The sequence below is a fragment of the Sporocytophaga sp. genome (assembly GCF_017745095.1).
Lineage (GTDB): Bacteria > Bacteroidota > Bacteroidia > Cytophagales > Cytophagaceae > Sporocytophaga.
Genome location: NZ_JAGHZZ010000008.1, coordinates 214344 through 231468, shown reverse-complemented (window position 1 = coordinate 231468; position 17125 = coordinate 214344). Strand labels below are relative to the sequence as shown.

19 protein-coding genes and 1 other RNA gene are annotated in these 17125 nt (G+C 36.8%); 8 read left to right on the top strand and 12 right to left on the bottom strand.

The genetic code is table 11. The features are described from left to right. Position 1: 1 nt before the first annotated feature. The 6 genes from J7604_RS14145 to J7604_RS14120 form a co-directional block, all read right to left on the bottom strand. Positions 2 to 1111 carry a hypothetical protein gene (locus J7604_RS14145; RefSeq protein WP_293896983.1) on the bottom strand — a complete coding sequence of 370 codons (1110 nt, stop codon included), beginning with the start codon at positions 1109 to 1111 and terminating at the stop codon, positions 2 to 4. A 5-nt stretch (positions 1112 to 1116) separates the two neighbouring features. Next, on the bottom strand, positions 1117 to 1821 hold the full coding sequence (locus tag J7604_RS14140) for a cell division ATP-binding protein FtsE (protein ID WP_293896982.1): 705 nt from the start codon (positions 1819 to 1821) through the stop codon (positions 1117 to 1119). A gap of 3 nt (positions 1822 to 1824) precedes the next feature. Next, complete coding sequence (locus J7604_RS14135; RefSeq protein WP_028979379.1) at positions 1825 to 2028, bottom strand: hypothetical protein; 204 nt, start codon at positions 2026 to 2028, stop codon at positions 1825 to 1827. A 32-nt stretch (positions 2029 to 2060) separates the two neighbouring features. After that, positions 2061 to 2717: a fructose-6-phosphate aldolase gene (gene fsa / locus J7604_RS14130; protein ID WP_293896981.1), complete on the bottom strand. Its 657-nt coding sequence runs from the start codon at positions 2715 to 2717 to the stop codon at positions 2061 to 2063. An 86-nt stretch (positions 2718 to 2803) separates the two neighbouring features. Further along, positions 2804 to 2901: signal recognition particle sRNA small type (gene ffs / locus J7604_RS14125), an RNA gene on the bottom strand. A 204-nt stretch (positions 2902 to 3105) separates the two neighbouring features. Further along, positions 3106 to 4137: a rod shape-determining protein gene (locus J7604_RS14120; RefSeq protein WP_293896980.1), complete on the bottom strand. Its 1032-nt coding sequence runs from the start codon at positions 4135 to 4137 to the stop codon at positions 3106 to 3108. Between the two features lie 507 nt (positions 4138 to 4644). On the opposite strand from J7604_RS14120, the gene J7604_RS14115 reads away from it, so the two are divergent. From J7604_RS14115 to J7604_RS14085, 7 genes are all read left to right on the top strand, one after another. Then, positions 4645 to 4866 carry a hypothetical protein gene (locus J7604_RS14115; RefSeq protein ID WP_051312982.1) on the top strand — a complete coding sequence of 74 codons (222 nt, stop codon included), beginning with the start codon at positions 4645 to 4647 and terminating at the stop codon, positions 4864 to 4866. Positions 4867 to 5105: 239 nt separating this feature from the next. Further along, positions 5106 to 6635 (top strand): glutamine-hydrolyzing GMP synthase, encoded by a 1530-nt coding sequence (gene guaA / locus J7604_RS14110; protein ID WP_293896979.1) that lies wholly within the window; start codon positions 5106 to 5108, stop codon positions 6633 to 6635. A 13-nt stretch (positions 6636 to 6648) separates the two neighbouring features. Next, the gene (locus J7604_RS14105) at positions 6649 to 8391 is read left to right on the top strand and encodes a hypothetical protein (RefSeq protein WP_293896978.1); all 1743 of its coding nucleotides are present in this window, start codon (positions 6649 to 6651) and stop codon (positions 8389 to 8391) included. Between the two features lie 4 nt (positions 8392 to 8395). Beyond that, a complete protein-coding gene (gene hemL, locus J7604_RS14100; protein WP_293896977.1) occupies positions 8396 to 9694 on the top strand; it encodes a glutamate-1-semialdehyde 2,1-aminomutase in 1299 nt (432 codons plus the stop codon). A 23-nt stretch (positions 9695 to 9717) separates the two neighbouring features. Beyond that, positions 9718 to 10527 (top strand): pyrroline-5-carboxylate reductase, encoded by an 810-nt coding sequence (proC, locus tag J7604_RS14095; RefSeq protein WP_293896976.1) that lies wholly within the window; start codon positions 9718 to 9720, stop codon positions 10525 to 10527. A gap of 297 nt (positions 10528 to 10824) precedes the next feature. Further along, positions 10825 to 11253: a hypothetical protein gene (locus tag J7604_RS14090; RefSeq protein ID WP_293896975.1), complete on the top strand. Its 429-nt coding sequence runs from the start codon at positions 10825 to 10827 to the stop codon at positions 11251 to 11253. A gap of 168 nt (positions 11254 to 11421) precedes the next feature. Then, positions 11422 to 12189, top strand: coding sequence for a hypothetical protein (locus tag J7604_RS14085; RefSeq protein ID WP_293896974.1), 768 nt, complete (start codon positions 11422 to 11424; stop codon positions 12187 to 12189). A 79-nt stretch (positions 12190 to 12268) separates the two neighbouring features. On the opposite strand, the gene gldC is transcribed toward J7604_RS14085, so the two are convergent. After that, on the bottom strand, positions 12269 to 12604 hold the full coding sequence (gene gldC / locus J7604_RS14080; RefSeq protein WP_293896973.1) for a gliding motility protein GldC: 336 nt from the start codon (positions 12602 to 12604) through the stop codon (positions 12269 to 12271). Positions 12605 to 12673: 69 nt separating this feature from the next. Here gldC and J7604_RS14075 point away from each other — a divergent pair, with 69 nt between their 5' ends. Beyond that, on the top strand, positions 12674 to 13681 hold the full coding sequence (locus J7604_RS14075; protein ID WP_293896972.1) for a hypothetical protein: 1008 nt from the start codon (positions 12674 to 12676) through the stop codon (positions 13679 to 13681). A gap of 1 nt (position 13682) precedes the next feature. On the opposite strand, the gene J7604_RS14070 is transcribed toward J7604_RS14075, so the two are convergent. Genes J7604_RS14070 through J7604_RS14050 form a run of 5 tightly spaced genes read right to left on the bottom strand, consistent with a single transcriptional unit; the run spans position 13683 to position 17123 of the window. Further along, positions 13683 to 14486, bottom strand: a complete 804-nt coding sequence (locus tag J7604_RS14070) for a M48 family metalloprotease (RefSeq protein WP_293896971.1) — start codon at positions 14484 to 14486, stop codon at positions 13683 to 13685. A gap of 21 nt (positions 14487 to 14507) precedes the next feature. Beyond that, complete coding sequence (locus J7604_RS14065; protein WP_293896970.1) at positions 14508 to 15458, bottom strand: bifunctional riboflavin kinase/FAD synthetase; 951 nt, start codon at positions 15456 to 15458, stop codon at positions 14508 to 14510. After that, positions 15445 to 16134 (bottom strand): tRNA pseudouridine(55) synthase TruB, encoded by a 690-nt coding sequence (gene truB / locus J7604_RS14060; RefSeq protein ID WP_293896969.1) that lies wholly within the window; start codon positions 16132 to 16134, stop codon positions 15445 to 15447. Before truB ends, J7604_RS14065 begins: the two co-directional genes overlap by 14 nt. Continuing rightward, a complete protein-coding gene (locus tag J7604_RS14055; protein WP_293896968.1) occupies positions 16135 to 16920 on the bottom strand; it encodes an undecaprenyl-diphosphate phosphatase in 786 nt (261 codons plus the stop codon). Then, entirely contained in the window at positions 16917 to 17123 is a 207-nt protein-coding gene (locus J7604_RS14050) for a DUF3098 domain-containing protein (protein ID WP_293896967.1), read from the bottom strand. The genes J7604_RS14055 and J7604_RS14050 overlap by 4 nt, the downstream gene beginning before the upstream one ends. Positions 17124 to 17125: the final 2 nt, after the last annotated feature.

The following is a 17125-nucleotide window of genomic DNA, read 5'->3' as shown; positions in this document are numbered from 1 at the left end:
TTCAGAGAATGCCAATGATTTTAGAAACTTCATTAAGGAAGTTTTTGGTTAGAATTTCTGTTCTGATACGGATTTCTTTTTCGCCAAATTCCTGTTCCTGTAGTACTTTGATGACCTCAATCATAGTCTGGGCATCTTCGGTTCTGATGCAGCATGCGGCCAGAGCAGGCGATAAGAGTACATTATCATTGGCCAAGCAAAATCTACCTCCAAATAATACGTGCAGTAATTTTAATTTAGTGCCAGTTTCAAATAGACTAAAAACAATATTGATATGGGCATTCGAAATCAATTCACTTAGAGATTCTTCTGAAGGATTGGATATTAGTTCTATAGTATGATCTGAAGCGAATCGCTTTAATTTTTCAGAGGGATTTTTTCCTGCTATAACAAGTGGAAGCAATATGTAAGGAGATAAGTTCTTAATCAGGTATAATGCAGCGATCTCATTTTCATTGACCGAAAGATTACCGTGGTAAAGAACATATTTACCTTTTCCCGTTTTTATGGAAACCTCATTTGCTTTAGAAAAAGCATTGACAAGCTCTACAGTTTTCGAAGGGAAGGCTTTTTTAAAATAAGTATACTCCAGTTCACTTATAGGGAGCAGCACATCTGCATATTTCAATCTTTTTTCGAAATGATATAGTTTGAAAGATTCGATGTGAAAAAATATTTTTTTCAATAAATTACTTTCTGATTTAGCTAAAAGCTTATAATAACGGTGCTCAATATTATGCAGTCTTACAATCTTCTTCCTGTCTTTTAAAGATGGGTGATTGAGCAGGTGAGTTGTGTGTATGCCTTCAAAAAAGATAGGATATTGATCTTGGAGGAGATTATTTAGTAATTCCTGATTGTTTCTTGAGGCCACTATATACGGTTTAGTTGAAAATATGGGTAAGACTGAAGACCGTTTATAATAGAAAACCTTTTCGCACATATCATCCAGTTGTCCTTGAGGAGTCCTTTTGGAAAAGTAGCAATGTAAAATGATTTTTATTCCTGCTTTTTTAAAATTTATAAGCTTATGATAAACATCTATAACTCCCCCATAATCGGCTGGGTAGGGGATATCAAAGGAGATCAAATGAAGATGTTTATCTTCCATTTATTCTAGAAAGAATTACTTTCCAAATTATCTTTTGAATCCAGCAGGACTCTGTCTTTGATTTTTAAGATTCTATTAGGGAATTTATTGATCAACTCATAGTTGTGGGTAGCCATGAGTACAGCTGTGCCACTATTGTTGATTTCCTTGAAAAGATTGAAGATTTCCTCAGCAACTTCTGGATCAAGGTTCCCTGTCGGCTCATCTGCAAAAAGGATCAGGGGTTCATTGATCAGAGCCCTGGCAATAACTATCCTTTGTTGTTCGCCACCGGAGAGTTGATGTGGTAATTTGAAGGAAGCAGCTCCCAGTCCAACACGCATTAATACTTCAGACAAGCGTGCTTTCATAGCAGCATTGTCTTTCCAGCCAGTCGCCTTCATTACAAATAGAAGGTTATCTGAAATATTTCTGTCATGAAGCAATTGAAAATCCTGAAAGATGATGCCAATCTTTCTTCTAAGGTAAGGGATCTTAGCTCTTTTAGTTTTGGTAAGGTCGTATCCTGCAACGTTAATACTTCCTTTTTCAAAGGGAAGATCAGCATATAATGATTTTAACAATGAACTTTTTCCGCTTCCGGTTCTTCCAATTAGATAAACAAACTCACCTTTGCTAATTTCAAATGAAATATTGTCCAGGATAAGTCTGTCTTCCTGATATATACTAAGATCTTTAACAGATACTACAGGTTCGGAGGAAAATGTCATTGCTTATATTTCCAGTTTTTGAAGTTTTCCAAAGGGAAGATCTTTTATTACTTCTTCCAAAAGTTTTTCTTTTCCTTCAAGCCCTGTTTTTTTGGGAAGTTTGACAGGGCGATCTGCCCGGAAATAAGCTACCAAAACGAAGTTTTCGTCTCTTAACTGAATGTAATCTGGAATTTTAGCTTTTCCTTTTACTTTAATAATGTACATTCTGCTGAACTTATTTCCGGCAAGATTCCTGATTAACCATTAAGTTTTTTGTGGTCTGCCAGAAACTTCTGCAAACCTATGTCAGTTAATGGATGATTTAATAAACTTGTAATTACGCTAAGTGGACAGGTAGCTACATCTGCTCCTATTTCAGCACATTTAATGATATGCATTGGGTGTCTTACCGAAGCCGCTAGTACTTCTGTTTGGTACCCATAGTTATCATAGATTTGGACAATCTGGCTGATAAGCTCAAGTCCATCAGTTGAAACATCATCAAGCCTGCCTATAAAAGGAGATATGTAATTAGCTCCCGCTTTTGCTGCAAGAAGTGCTTGTCCTGGGCTGAAGCAAAGTGTACAGTTTGTTCTGATGCCATTTTTAGAGAAATATTTTATCGCTTTGATACCATCTTTGATCAAGGGGACTTTTACAACGATTTTTTCATCGATTGTTACCAGTTCTTCTCCTTCTCTGATGATACCTTCGAAATCAGTAGCAATTACTTCAGCACTTACATCTCCGTCAGTAATATCACAAATAGCTTTATAGTGGGCAAAAACGTTATCTTTTCCTTTGATCCCTTCTTTGGCCATTAAACTCGGATTCGTAGTAACGCCGTCAAGCACCCCAAGTTCATGAGCCTCTCTTATTTCATTAAGATTAGCTGTGTCAATAAAGAATTTCATTATTTGAATTGTTTTTTACAAAGTGAAGGTACAAATCTAAGAATTAATTTCAACCTGAGTATAGGTTTGGAGATAGCCTTAAAACAAAAATGGCAAATCATATATCGCACCGCTCTACCGTCTACCCTTGCTTCCTTCCGGACCTGGGGGGGTTCAACAGGAGCTGGTCGTATAGATTTGCCGGTGCAAATGTATATGAATTAATATTAGATTCAAAAGCTTAAGACAAAATATTAATTTAATTAAAAAATAATTTTTATTTAAACTGAAATACAGATGATTGAGATAGAAAATATTTTTTTCGTTTGAAAATACAGATAAAAGGAAAAGTGCCGGAGACAGGAATCAGAATGAAACCAATTATCTCCGGCATAGGTGAGAAGGAAAATTATCTTACCAGTATATGCTTCATTGTTTTTATTTTCTTCAATGAAGTTGAAGTACCTTTTATTACTGATAATAAACTGTTTTCACAAAGGTGTATTTTTAGCTTTGTCTTCTGTTCCAATCTTTTGTCAAGACCTTTTAGATTACTGCCTCCACCTGTGATATGAATACCTTTTCTATAGATGTCTCCGGCAAGTTCCGGCGGACAAGTTTCAAGTGTTTTTATTACAGACTCTTCGATAACAGATATAGATTTTTCCATAGCAGAAGAAACTTCAGCATAATTAACAGTTACTTCTTTCGGAAGTCCCGTCATCATATCTCTTCCGATTACTGTAAAGTTTGCCGGAGCATCATCTAGCTCCTGAAGAGCAGCTCCTACCTCAATCTTGATTCTCTCGGCGGATCTTTCTCCTATTAAAAGATTATGACTTCTTCTCATGAAGTTCAGAATATCTTTGTTGAGCTGATCACCAGCAATTTTCAATGATTGATTGCATACTACACCGCATAGGGATATAACTGCAATCTCAGTAGTACCACCTCCTATATCTATTACCATGGAACCATGTGGTTCCTCAATATCTATTCCGATTCCCACAGCAGCAGCTATCGGCTCATGTATAAGGTAAAGTTCTTTCACACCTGCGTTTTCGGCAGAATCCCTAACGGCTCTTTTTTCAACTTCTGTTGCTCCGTAAGGAATGCAAATCACCATTTTCTGGGCAGTTTTAATTAAGGACTTTTTACCGTCAAAAATCATTTTGATCATCCCTCTGATCATTTGTTCTGCCGCATGGAAATTAGAAATAACACCATCCTTAAGAGGTCTTATGGTTTTGATGTTCTCCGGAGTTTTTTCATGCATTTCCATAGCTTTTCTGCCAAGGGCAACAAGTTCTCCCGTAATTGTATCTATTGCGATAATAGATGGTTCGTTTAGTACGACCTGGTCGTTTAGCATGATCAGGGTATTAGCAGTCCCCAGATCCATGGCAATTTCATTATGAAAAAGATTTCCGAATAAACCCATAATAATGGTTGGTTATTTATTTTTTGAAGCTTTGTTTGATCTGTCAACATCAATAGTGTTTTTAAAAGTTCATGATGTTTTAAGAAAAAATAAAGATTGGTTTATGATTTGTTAATAACCTTTAGCGATCTCTGTAGTTAAAATGACACTTGTCACATAAATACATTGTGAAAAATAATTATTCCACTCATGCAATTATTGTAAGGTTAAATCTGTTTGTTGAATTATATAAAGCATAACTTAACTCAGACTTTCCTTTTGTATTGATTAAGCAACATGAGATGAAATAAAATCACTGCATTCATTTGGAAAGAAGGTAGAAGTTTCTTTATTAGTACAATGAATTAATTAGCAATTATTTTATTCAGTATTAATAAGTTGTAGTGGATTATACCAAGGAAAAGTTGAACGAAAGAATTAATCCACGGAATTTTCAAACAAGATGAATTTTTTAAAAATATTTGTTGTTAAACCGGAGTAAGTATAAGTAGTATGGTAACAAGTCAAATGAAAAGGAATAATGTAAAGATCCAGTACAAATGTATTAGGACGCCTGATAACAAGCAGCTAAAAGAATTTAAGGAGAACCAGGTATATCGTGGAAGATCCTTTAATGACCTCTTTGAGGTGTCTACAGAATGGGCAAGTCATAAGCCGACTTTTTTGTTGGAGAAAAAAGATTTTGAAAAATATTTTGAGTTGCTGACACCAATAGAAGCAGGAGTATAACATTACTTCATGTTAAGAATTGAATAGAAAACCTGCCAATGAGCAGGTTTTTCTATTTTTATAATATAGTAGATTCCTTTGCTCCGAAATTTTCACTCTCAAACTTTTCTTGGTTTTAAGAAATCAACTTTTAGCTTTCAACTTTCTGCTTTACGCTTTTTTCCTGTATGTTTATAACTTGTTCCGGAAAGGATTTACTTTTTTTGGAAAAACCGGACAACTAATGTTAATTTTACATTATGACTGAAAAAATATTAATTCTGGATTTCGGATCCCAGTATACTCAACTTATAGCCCGCAGAGTCAGAGAGTTAAACGTTTACTGCGAAATTCACCCTTTCAATAAAATTCCTCCTGTTGATTCCAGTGTAAAAGGTCTAATACTATCAGGAAGTCCATGTTCTGTTCGCGAAGTAAATGCTCCGGATATAGATCTGACACCTTTTAAAGGAAAAATGCCTGTCCTGGGTGTTTGTTATGGTGCTCAATTAATGGCCCATAAAGCAGGCAATGATGTATTGCCTTCTAAAATAAGAGAGTACGGAAGAGCCAAACTTGTGAGCATTCACAATACAGACAAGTTGATGAAGGAAATCACACCTGATTCTCAGGTTTGGATGTCTCATGGAGATACAATCTCCGGTCTCAATGACAAATTTGAAATTCTGGCCAGCACAGAGTCTGTGAAGGTCGCTGCATATAAAGTTATAGGTGAACAAACCTACGGAATTCAGTTTCACCCAGAGGTGACTCATTCTCTTGAAGGTAAAGTAATTTTAAGAAACTTCGTTGTACATATCTGCGGATGTAGCCAGGATTGGACTCCAGATACTTTCATCGATTCTACTGTTGCAGAATTAAAAACTACATTAAAAAATGATAAAGTAGTACTAGGCTTATCTGGAGGAGTGGATTCTTCTGTAGCTGCCGTGCTTATAGATAAGGCTATAGGAGACAGACTTACTTGTATTTTTGTCGACAATGGCTTGTTGAGAAAAAATGAGTTTGAGGAAGTATTGGCATCCTACAAACATATGGGATTGAATGTGATTGGGGTTGATGCAAAAGAACAATTTTATTCAGCTTTAAAAGGCCTTTCAGATCCAGAGCAAAAAAGAAAAGCAATCGGAAGAGTTTTTATAGAAGTTTTCGATCAGGAAGCTCATAAAATATCTGATGTTAAGTGGCTTGGGCAAGGCACGATTTATCCAGATATAATTGAGTCGGTTTCTGTTAAAGGACCTTCTGCAACTATTAAATCTCACCACAACGTTGGTGGTCTTCCTGAAAAAATGAAGATGAAAGTTGTAGAGCCTTTAAAAACATTGTTTAAAGATGAAGTAAGGATAGTTGGAAAATCTCTTGGAATAGACAATACTATTCTCGGTCGCCATCCTTTCCCTGGTCCAGGTCTAGCAATCAGGATACTGGGAGACATCACTGCAGAGAAAGTTGCAATACTGCAGGAAGTAGATCATCTGTTCATATCTGGCTTAAAGAGAGTTGGAGAATATGATAAGGTTTGGCAGGCTGGAGCAATTTTGCTTCCTGTTAAATCTGTCGGAGTTATGGGGGATGAAAGAACTTATGAGAACGTAGTAAGTTTAAGAGCTGTAACAAGTACAGATGGTATGACAGCTGACTGGGCTCACCTTCCTTATGAATTCCTTGCGGATATTTCCAGTGAGATTATCAATAAAGTAAAAGGAGTCAACAGAGTAGTTTACGATATAAGCTCAAAACCACCTGCTACCATTGAATGGGAGTAAAATGATCAACCGGATGAAAAAAATCTCTTACGCATTAAGTTTTCTTATTCTATATTTTGTCTCCAATAATGTTTTGGGACAAACGGACTATCAGGGACAATTCCTGATTGGTAAAAACTTCCTTAAGGAAGGTAAATATCAACAGGCAATGGATGTTTTTCTGCCGTTGACTAAGGAAAGTGAAGAAAATAAATTCGAAGCTTATTCTGCTTATTACTATTCTCTTGCGGCTCTAAAAGTTGGCAAGCTGAACGAAGGAAAAGCTATGGTTATGCAGATCAAACAAAGATACCCGGACTGGGACAAAATAGAGGATGTGAATTACCTTTATGCAAACCTTTATTTTGAACAGCAGAGATATTTTCAAGCCGTAAAACTCCTTAGTACTCTTAATTCAAAGGATTTGAAGCAGGATGCGGATAAGCAGAAGAATTTCTATCTGCAGAAAGCTCCAATAGACACTCTCAAAAACCTCCAAAAGTTATTTCCAAACGATGAAGTAATAGCAAAGAATCTTGTTAACAGACTTTCTTATGCTCAGCTGAATGAGAAAGATAAGATGCTGCTGGAATATCTGAGACAGGAATTTAAATTGGAAAAGGAGACTGTTGAAGCTACCAGAGCTTCAGTAAAAAAGCCGGAATATCATGTAGCTGTACTTTTTCCTTTTATGGAGAAGCAATTGAGTCCGGAGACATGGGGCAAAAGCTACCAATATGTCTTTGAGTTGTATGAAGGGATGAAAATTGCAATAGATTCCTTGAAGAAAGATGGCGTTAGTGTTGTGCTTCATCCTTATGATACAGAAAAGGACGATTCAAAGGTTTCGCAAATTTTAAAATCTCCCGAACTTGTCAATATGGACCTTATTATAGGACCTATTTTTCCAGCTAACTATCCTTTGGTAGCTGAATTTGCATTAAAGAATAAGATATCAGGCATCAATCCTCTTTCCAATAATATTAAACTTGTAGAAGGAAATCCATATGTGTTTTTATTTCAGCCAAGTCTGGAAGCTCAGGCGGGTAGGGCTGCCGAAATGGCCGCGGCAAAATTCCCTGTAGAACCTATGGCTGTGGGAACAGGAAAGAAAGCTCACACCGCACCAGAAAGGAAAAATGTATATATATTCTTTGGTCAGGAAAATAGAGATTCATTGCTGGCAACAAGATACAAAGACAGTATTATACTAAAAGGATTTGCAGTGACTCAGTTTGAGAAAGTTGCAAAAGATAAGCTTAAAAACATGCAAAAGCTTTTGTCTGATTCTGCCAAGCTTTTAGGTGTCAATCATATTTTCATAGCTGCAAACGATCAGGTAATTGCTGCTAACTTCATCAGTCAAATGGAGATCAGCAAATTTTCTACACCTGTAATCACAAGGCAGGAATGGTTGCAGTTCCCTCTGCTTACCTTTGAACAGTTTGAAAGGAGAAATGTACATTTTATCAATCCAGACTATATAGATTATGATAGCTACGCAGTTCAAAGTTTCAGAAATACTTTTTTGAAAAAAGCTTATATCATCCCTGAAATCTATGCTTATCAAGGATATGATATGATGAGGTTTTTCGGGAATGCCTTAAAGAATTTTGGTAATGTATTTGGTCCTGGGCTCTCTGCACAGGGCTTTACTAAAGGTTATACCCTATATGGTTTTAATTTTACCAATTCGAATTCTAACCTGTTTGTTCCGATAGTAAAATTTGAGGGTAACAAAATGGTAGTAGCAAATTCTGTAGATCAGATTAAATAAGTATATGAGGACTGAAAAAAGCCACAAACTTTTTGAAAGAGCGAAAAAAGTAATTCCCGGTGGAGTTAATTCTCCTGTTAGAGCATTTAGAGCAGTTGGAGGAAATCCTTTATTTATCAAAAAAGCTGAAGGTGCTTACTTGATAGATGAGGATGATAATAAATATATAGAACTGATCAATTCATGGGGACCAATGATTCTTGGTCATGCCAATAAGGGTATTCAGGAAGCGGTTTGTGAAGCTGTTAAGGACTCACTTTCATTCGGAGCTCCTGGAGAAAGAGAAGTTTTGATGGCGGAACTGATCACTTCTATGATTCCTTCAATTGAGAAGGTGAGAATGGTTAGCTCAGGCACTGAAGCCACTATGGCTGCAGTCAGACTTGCAAGAGGTTATACGAACAGAGCCAAGATTGTTAAGTTTGAAGGCTGTTACCATGGCCACGGAGACTCATTTCTAATTGCTGCAGGAAGTGGTGCGATAACACTTGGTGTACCAGATAGCCCAGGTGTTACTCAAGGCGTGGCCAATGATACACTTACCGCTCCGTTTAATAATCTTAAAGCAGTTCAGGATCTTGCAGCTGCCAATAAAGGGCAGATCGCTGCTATTATCATTGAGCCTGTAGCAGGAAATATGGGACTTGTTGTGCCAGGTAGCGGCTTTCTGCAAGGATTGAGAACACTTTGTGATAACGAAGGCATTGTTTTGATCTTTGATGAAGTGATGACAGGTTTCAGATTATCTAAAGGAGGAGCTCAACAAATTTTAAATGTTAAACCTGACCTTACGACTTTAGGAAAAATAATCGGAGGTGGAATGCCAGTAGGTGCATATGGCGGGAAAAAGGAAATTATGGATTTTGTATCTCCCGCTGGTCCTGTATACCAGGCAGGGACACTTTCCGGAAATCCCGTGGCTATGGCTGCCGGCTTGGCAATGTTAAATTATCTGAATACACATCCGGAAATATATACCCATTTGGAAAAAATCACTGCCAGAATCTGTGAAGGTTTTGAGAAAAACCTTAATGAGCTTGGCATAAAAGGAACAGTCAACAGGATAGGCTCCATGTTTACATTGTTCTTTACTGATCAGAAGGTTATAGATTTTGAAACTGCTAAGACTTCTGATACAGCTCTTTTCGGCAGATATTTCAGAGCGATGTTGGAAGAAGGAGTTTATCTAGCTCCCTCTCAATATGAAAGTCTGTTTATTTCAACAGCAATTACAGAGGAACTGGCAGAAGAGATTATAAAAGCAAATTACAAAGCATTGAAAGCTGTGCTTCAAAATGCTTAAAAGAAATTAATAATATATTGAATATGAGAATTGCAATACTTGGCGGCGGGAATATGGGTACTACCTATGCCAAAGCCTTTGTTAGAAGTAATATTGTAAAAAAAGGTGACCTCCTTATCATAGAAAAACATCCTGAGAAACGTAAAAGCCTTAGAGAAGAGGGAGTCGCTGACCTTAAGGAAGAAATCAACGAAAGTTTGTCAAGCTACGACATTCTGATTGTGGCAGTAAAACCTCAGGATTTTAAATCTCTGGTACCGGATCTGATTAAAGTAATAAAGCCGAACCAGCTGATTATTTCTATCATGGCCGGAATTACTATTTCAACTATACAGACTCTTCTAAAACATGATAAAATTGTGAGAGCAATGCCAAATACTCCAGCACAACTTGGTTTTGGTATAACAGCTTTTACTGTTTGTAAGGATGCATCACTTGATCAGATATCTATTGTGGATACTTTGCTTGAAACCACAGGCAAGGCTATTTTTATGAAAGATGAAGAACTGCTAGATGCTGTAACTGCATTGAGTGGAAGTGGGCCTGCTTATTATTACTATTTTGTAAAGCATATGATAGAAGCCGGAAAGCAAATGGGAATGGAAGAGCCGGTAGCTGCTATGTTGGTGAAACAAACTATGCTTGGAGCTTTTCAGATCATGAGCAATAGCAAAGATTCTCTAGACGACATGATTAAAGCTGTAGCGTCTAAAGGAGGAACAACAGAGGCTGCACTGAATTCTTTTGAAAAATCCAATGTCGGACAGGATATTATTGAAGCTTTAAAATCAGCTGAAAAAAGAGCAAAAGAGCTTTCGAAAGAGTCAGCTTGATAAGCTTAAAGCGAAAAGCAGAAAGTTAAAGTAGTCTTTAGACCTTTGCTTTCTGCTTTTAATTTTTAATACCAATGAACCATTTTTTTAGGCAGAAGACTTCAGTGGATTGGGAGAATAAATCTCTTATAAACTTTTAACTTTAAGCTTTCTACTTTTAACTTTTTAATAACTTTTTGCTTTAAGCTTTCTGCTTTAAGCTTCATATCTCTTGATTAATAGTCTATTATCCCATCGAAATCCCTTCCTTATAACTATTTGAATTTTTCCCTGGTTAGATTTATAAAGTCGGTAACAATGAAAAAGCAATGGGGAGTTCTGCTGATGTTCATGGTGATGTACTCAGCGGTCTATGCACAGGAAACGAAGAGTAATAAAGCTAGTGGGCCGGTGAAAGACCTGTGCGTAAAAAGAATAACTCAAGTAAAAGATAGTGTCAATACTGGTTTACATAATATAGCTTACCTGAGTGCGACAAAGATCAATAGTAATATCAGATATGACTTTGAGGCAGAGCCTCAGCAAAATCTTGATGCAAAGAATATTTACTTTAAAGATACTTCTACTGTTTATGTAGAAGAAGTGAAAAAGCTAAAAATGCTTCAATGGCCTTTCCAGAAAAGACGTGGAGAAAGAGAGGGTTCGGCAAGAAGGGTTCGGTATGAAAGAGAAGGACAAGGAGAGGCCAGCAGGGACATGCAGGGAGATGAAGAGGAGTGTATTTAGTTGAGGCGAGTGTTTCTGTTGCAGAATTTTCCGGAAAGTATTGCAGGCTGATTGTGGGGAAGAGCTTACCGGAAAATTCTTTCACTTCATAAACTAAGGAAAAACAAAGGCTGTTTTTCCTTAGTTATTTATAAGAGTAGTATTAGTTGGTGATTAAACGTGAGAGATATGAGAGTAGGAAAATCGCTATTAATGATAATGATGGGCATAGGATTCTCATCTGTATCCATAGCCCAGGAAGATGATCAGGATCTGCAGGGAAGAGTTCAGTACGAAGAAAGAGAAAGTAAGCCGACTGTTAAAGGTAATCCTTCAAAGCCTGAAGTTGTGGAAGGTGAAATGGAAATGTCTACTTCTATGACAAGGTTATTTGAAAATAACCTTGCAGATCCGGAACAGGAAGTGGAAGTATTAAGAGTAATTGAAGACAAGGCTTTTATCCAGTCTTTATCAGGAGAAAATGAAATGCCAAAGGACTTTGAATATAAAGATGATAAGTTTGTATTGAAGTATAAACGTTCAGGAGACGAGGAGAAAATAAAAGCTGAGGGTGATCCTTCAGAGTTTGTTGCCAAATACAATGCATTCAGACAGAATCAGGGAATGACACCTGAAACAACTTCGGCAAGCAATGATCAGAATCTATATGCTGAGCCAGAAGAGGTGAATACTTCTACTAGAGGAGTTGATGCTAAAACAAGAGCAAGAAATTACGAACCTCAACAAACTGAAATTGTCAGAATTGGCGTTCCTATGGAGTCCGCAGAAGCTTGTCCAATGAATAATAACTCTGTTATGATACAAAAACAGATTAAAACCAAGCGCAGTTGTCCTGGGCATTCGATGAATAAGGGAAGAAGCTCTACAGAAGAATATAATTACAATTCATCTGGTAGCAAAATGAAAAGGGATAAGGAAGGATATAAATCCAATTAACAGGGCTTATTGAATAAAGACTGAAAGTCCGGATTATTTTTCCTGACTTTCAGTCTTTATAAATTCATTTAGTGAATTATTATTGTTTATTAAGATTCTCAAGATGTTTTACTAATTTACGACATAATGCATGCATCTCATCTGCCATAACATCATCACCTGTTGAGGTTTTAACAGTTTCAGCCATTCCTCCGATTGCTTCAATAAAGAAGCGCTTCATTTCATCTACAGGCATATCTTTTTCCCAAAGGTCTATACGCATAGTCGATTGTTGCTTCTGATCCCAGATATTGAGGCTAATAGCTTTTGCTTCAGAAAGATTTCCCTGAGGGCTATCTGTAGCGTCCCATTTAATCTTTTCTGGAATATTTTCACTGTCAAGCTCAACTACAAATTTAATCTCTGATTTTTTCATTAATTATATTCAGGTAATTTTTTCTTTACTCAAATTTACTTTTAATTTATAGGATTTCCATTACTTCTTATGAAGAAAATACTTTGGCTGTGCCTTACTCTCATCGTCACCTTTGTTTTATCCTTTTGCCTTCCTGAAGAAAAATCAGATGCATATACAATAGCATTTTATAACGTTGAAAATCTTTTTGATAGTCAAGATGATCCTGATGTGAATGATAATGATTTTCTTCCCCGTGGTAAATGTCATTGGACTCAAAAGAGATATGAAAAAAAACTTAATCAGATTGCAACTGTGATAAGCAAACTTGGCGACAATGATGGACCAGAATTGCTGGGTATGGCTGAAATAGAGAATAGCCATGTATTAAAAGATCTTATTAATATCTCTGCTGTTTCGGGAACATATGGTTTTATTCATTTAGAGTCCTGTGATAATAGGGGGATTGATGTCGCACTCCTTTATAAAAGGAAAATATTCAAACCCTTATACCACAAACTTTATTCTCCTAAAAACATGGAAGGAATAAAGTCAGGATTGAGAGAGCTTTTATTGGTGAAAGGAATATTGAATAAGGATACAACATTTGTGCTTGTGAATCACTGGACATCCCGAAGGGCAGGTGTAGAAAAGTCTGAAAGGAAAAGAATAATCATGGGAATGTTAGTCAGAGAATTGTGCGATTCACTCTTCAGGAACAATAAAGAATCTGAAATTATCGTGATGGGAGATTTTAATGATACTCCACATGATCCCAGTATTACGGAAGCCATAATGGCCAAGGGGAATGCAAAGAAAATGGGAGGGGAAGACCTTTTTAACGGATTTGGAAATATTGATGCATTAAAAATCGGTTCAACTAAATATGGGAAAAATTGGTTGACCTTTGATCAGATAATGATGAGTAAAGCATTTTATAAAAAGCATTATAAAAAGAACTCTTCGGAAATTTATCATCCGGAGTGGATGCATTATAAAAGTAATCTGAGTAATGGACCTTTCAGAACCTTCTCTGGGGCTAAATATCAGGAAAATGGCTTTAGTGACCATTTTCCTGTATTTATCAATTTCAAATAAACTAGAAACCTAGTTCTTTTTTCATTTCCTGAAATCCTGTTGGATTGTGTGCATTTACGTCACATCCCAGAGAATTAGCTTTGGCTGTGATGTTTTCCACTCTACTTTGATCTGATGGGTGAGTACTTAAGAACGCAGGAGTACTAGAACCTGAACCTGAAGCCAATAGTTTTTCAAAGAAGCCGGCAGCGCCGTCTGCTTCGTATTCAGCAGGGTTTTGACAAAGGTATTGCACTGAATAGTCATCAGCTTCAGCTTCATCATTACGACTGAATTTTAATGTAAGTAAGCCTTCAGTCAGCTGTCCCAACATTCCCGGGTTCTGACCTAACACCAAACTGAATAAGGTTTCAACACCGTATTGCTTGCTCATCTGAGATGTACCATGTCTTCTGTCTGCATGTGCCATTTCATGTCCCATTACTCCAGCAAGGTGATCTTCCGAATCAAGGTATTTAATAAGACCTGTATATACATACATATAGCCACCAGGAGTTGCAAAAGCATTTAAAGTGGTATCATCTCTGATGATGGTAACTTTCCATGGAAAGTCGTCCTTGTATTTCAGTTTTCCAGAGGCCAGTATGTAGTCTCTGATATGCTTGAGTCTAGCGTAGGACTTAGGATATTGAGCTTCATTTAATACCACCATTCCTGAGGTGTCAGAGTTAATAAATGCATCCATCTGAGCCCCCAACTCTTTGTCTTTACTAACTGGAAAGATATTAATTTTTGCGTCCTTGTCTTTTTTACAGGAAACAAAAATGACAAGAATAAAAATGGATAACAGAAATCCTTTTTTCATACTCATATATTTTATTTTGAATTAAGAATTATGATAAGCTTTATTATGATTTTCAAGAATGGCTCTGGATTGCTTTTCGTCCTTTTTAAGCTGAACTATTAACGCATCAAGGTTAGGAAACTTTGCTTCGAATCTTAAAAATTCCAGGAAAGCAACTTCTACTGTTTCTCCATATATATTTTTATTGAAGTCAAATATATGGACTTCCATGCTTCTTCCTTTGCCTTCAACAGTCGGATTGAATCCGAGACTAAGCATGCCTCCGTATTTTTTACCATCTACCTTCACAAGTACAGTGTAAATGCCATCAGCAGGAAGAATTTTTTCAGGATCTTCCACTTCAATATTAGCAGTAGGGTAACCAAGTTCTCTACCAAGTTTTTTACCTTCTACAACTTTACCTTTAACACTGTAAGGGCGTCCGAGTAAGGTTGTTGCTTTTGAAACATTGTTCTGAGAAAGTGCTTCTCGAATTGAAGTTGAGCTTATGGCATTGTGCTCAATGTCTTCTCTTGGGATTTCTTCAACCTGAAATCCTATCTTGGAGGCATTTTCTTTCAAATATTCAAAGCTGCCTTCTCTGTTTTTGCCAAACTTATGATCGTATCCGATTACAAGTTTTTTAGTGCCTATTTTATCAATTAGAATTTTATGTATAAAATCTTCTGAAGATGTAGAGCTGAATTCTTTTGTAAAAGGAATGAGAAGAAGGTGATCTATGCCGCAGGAAGCGATCATTGCAATTTTCTCATTAAGGGTAAGCAAAAGCTTAAAAGAGCCAGCATCTTGGAGTACTTTTCTCGGATGGGGCCAGAAGGTTATCACTACGCTTTCTCCATTTTCTTCATTTGAAGTTTCCTTAAGACGGCTCAAAATCTTTCTATGTCCGAGATGAACGCCGTCAAAGGTACCAATGGTGACAACGGCATTCGGCAATTTTGTGAACTCATCGAAAGAATTATAAACCTTCATCTCCTTGTTTCTTTCCTGCTAACTTAAGAAAATCTTCTAATTTGTAGGATTTATCTATCGTGAATTCTCCTATTCTTGTTCTTCTCAATTGGGCAAGGTGGGACCCAGCTCCTAGTTTTTCTCCGAAGTCTCTTGCTATACTTCTTATATAGGTTCCTTTAGAGCAAACGATATTGAATTCAATAATTGGGAAATCGATTTTTTTTATTTCAAAGCTTTTGATGAAAACTTCTCTTTCTTTCATCTCCACATTGATTCCTTTTCTTGCGAGTTTATAAACCCTTTTGCCGTTTACTTTAATCGCGGAAAAGCTGGGAGGGACCTGCATTTGCTGGCCCAGGAATTCAGAAGCTACCCTATGTATATCGGCTTCCGTAATATGAGAAATGTCAAACTCCTGATCAAATTCTGTTTCAAGATCACAAGATGGGGTGGTCTTGCCAAGGCAGATCTGGCCTTCATATTCTTTTTCCTGTCCCTGGTAAGTCTCTATTTCCTTTGTCTTTTTACCAGTACAAAGTATCAATAGACCTGTGGCCAGAGGATCAAGTGTTCCTGCATGACCTACTTTCTTCATCTTGAATGTATTACGGATTTTCCTGACTACATCAAAGGATGACCATTCGTAAGGCTTGTCAATAAGAAGCACTTCACCTGCTTCAAAATCAAATGTCATTTATTGTATTTTTAAATCGACTCCGAGAGCGAGTAATATTAGCAGAATTAGGCCCAGAGCGATTCTATAGTACCCGAAAACTTTAAAACCATATTTGGTTACAAAGCCTATAAAGAATTTTATTGCAAGCAAAGCCACAACAAATGCTACTACATTCCCAACTACCAGAATGTTAAGGTTTGAAGCATCAATTGCTTTATAATCTTTAAGAAGCTTATAACCTGATGCAGCGAACATGGTAGGCACTGCAAGGAAAAAGGAGAATTCTGCTGCAGCCTTTCTGTTAAGATTTTGCGCCATTCCTCCTATGATTGTTGCAGCTGATCTACTTACTCCGGGGATCATGGCGAGGCATTGGAAGCAGCCTATAATCAATGAGTTTTTATAAGATAGATCCTCAAGAGATCTTCCTTTTAATGGATTGAAAATTCTATCAACAAATAGAAGGAATATTCCTCCCAATAAAAGAGACGAAGCAACAACTATCACGTTTTCAAGCAATCGGTCAATATAATCTCCAAGAAGAAAACCTACTGCTGCAGCAGGAAGAAATGCTACGAACAACTTATAATAAAAGTCAAGCGAAGTGAAAAATCTTTTCCAGTAAAGGATTACAACAGAAAGTATTGCTCCGAACTGAATCTGTACAGTGAAAATTTTTGTGAATTCCTGCTCATTAATCCCCATCAGGGCGGAAGTAATGATCATGTGACCTGTAGATGAAACTGGCAAAAATTCTGTAAGTCCTTCAACAATGGCCAGGATTATGGCTTCTATGAAATTCATTCTTTTTTACCTTGCTTATAAAAGATTGCTACAAACTGTATTATAAAACCGATTAACAGGAATGTCGGACCAATTGTTAAGCCCAGGGTTCCGAAGCCGTGAGGTTGGTCGTCCTTACTCATTGTTATAAATCCGATAATAAGAAAAGCAATGCCAATAAGCATGATGATGTAATTGGCTTTTGAAAAAACTAGTTTGTTCATGG

Coding starts and splice junctions, on each gene's coding strand:
- hemL (WP_293896977.1), top strand. CDS start 8,396: ATGAGGACTGAAAAAAGCCACAAACTTTTTGAAAGAGCGAAAAAAGTA.
- fsa (WP_293896981.1), bottom strand. CDS start 2,717: ATGAAATTCTTTATTGACACAGCTAATCTTAATGAAATAAGAGAGGCT.
- truB (WP_293896969.1), bottom strand. CDS start 16,134: ATGACATTTGATTTTGAAGCAGGTGAAGTGCTTCTTATTGACAAGCCT.
- J7604_RS14090 (WP_293896975.1), top strand. CDS start 10,825: ATGAAAAAGCAATGGGGAGTTCTGCTGATGTTCATGGTGATGTACTCA.
- J7604_RS14065 (WP_293896970.1), bottom strand. CDS start 15,458: ATGAAGGTTTATAATTCTTTCGATGAGTTCACAAAATTGCCGAATGCC.
- gldC (WP_293896973.1), bottom strand. CDS start 12,604: ATGAAAAAATCAGAGATTAAATTTGTAGTTGAGCTTGACAGTGAAAAT.
- J7604_RS14075 (WP_293896972.1), top strand. CDS start 12,674: ATGAAGAAAATACTTTGGCTGTGCCTTACTCTCATCGTCACCTTTGTT.
- guaA (WP_293896979.1), top strand. CDS start 5,106: ATGACTGAAAAAATATTAATTCTGGATTTCGGATCCCAGTATACTCAA.
- J7604_RS14115 (WP_051312982.1), top strand. CDS start 4,645: ATGAAAAGGAATAATGTAAAGATCCAGTACAAATGTATTAGGACGCCT.
- J7604_RS14055 (WP_293896968.1), bottom strand. CDS start 16,920: ATGAATTTCATAGAAGCCATAATCCTGGCCATTGTTGAAGGACTTACA.
- J7604_RS14070 (WP_293896971.1), bottom strand. CDS start 14,486: ATGAAAAAAGGATTTCTGTTATCCATTTTTATTCTTGTCATTTTTGTT.
- J7604_RS14135 (WP_028979379.1), bottom strand. CDS start 2,028: ATGTACATTATTAAAGTAAAAGGAAAAGCTAAAATTCCAGATTACATT.
- proC (WP_293896976.1), top strand. CDS start 9,718: ATGAGAATTGCAATACTTGGCGGCGGGAATATGGGTACTACCTATGCC.
- J7604_RS14085 (WP_293896974.1), top strand. CDS start 11,422: ATGAGAGTAGGAAAATCGCTATTAATGATAATGATGGGCATAGGATTC.
- J7604_RS14145 (WP_293896983.1), bottom strand. CDS start 1,111: ATGGAAGATAAACATCTTCATTTGATCTCCTTTGATATCCCCTACCCA.
- J7604_RS14105 (WP_293896978.1), top strand. CDS start 6,649: ATGAAAAAAATCTCTTACGCATTAAGTTTTCTTATTCTATATTTTGTC.
- J7604_RS14050 (WP_293896967.1), bottom strand. CDS start 17,123: ATGAACAAACTAGTTTTTTCAAAAGCCAATTACATCATCATGCTTATT.
- J7604_RS14140 (WP_293896982.1), bottom strand. CDS start 1,821: ATGACATTTTCCTCCGAACCTGTAGTATCTGTTAAAGATCTTAGTATA.
- J7604_RS14120 (WP_293896980.1), bottom strand. CDS start 4,137: ATGGGTTTATTCGGAAATCTTTTTCATAATGAAATTGCCATGGATCTG.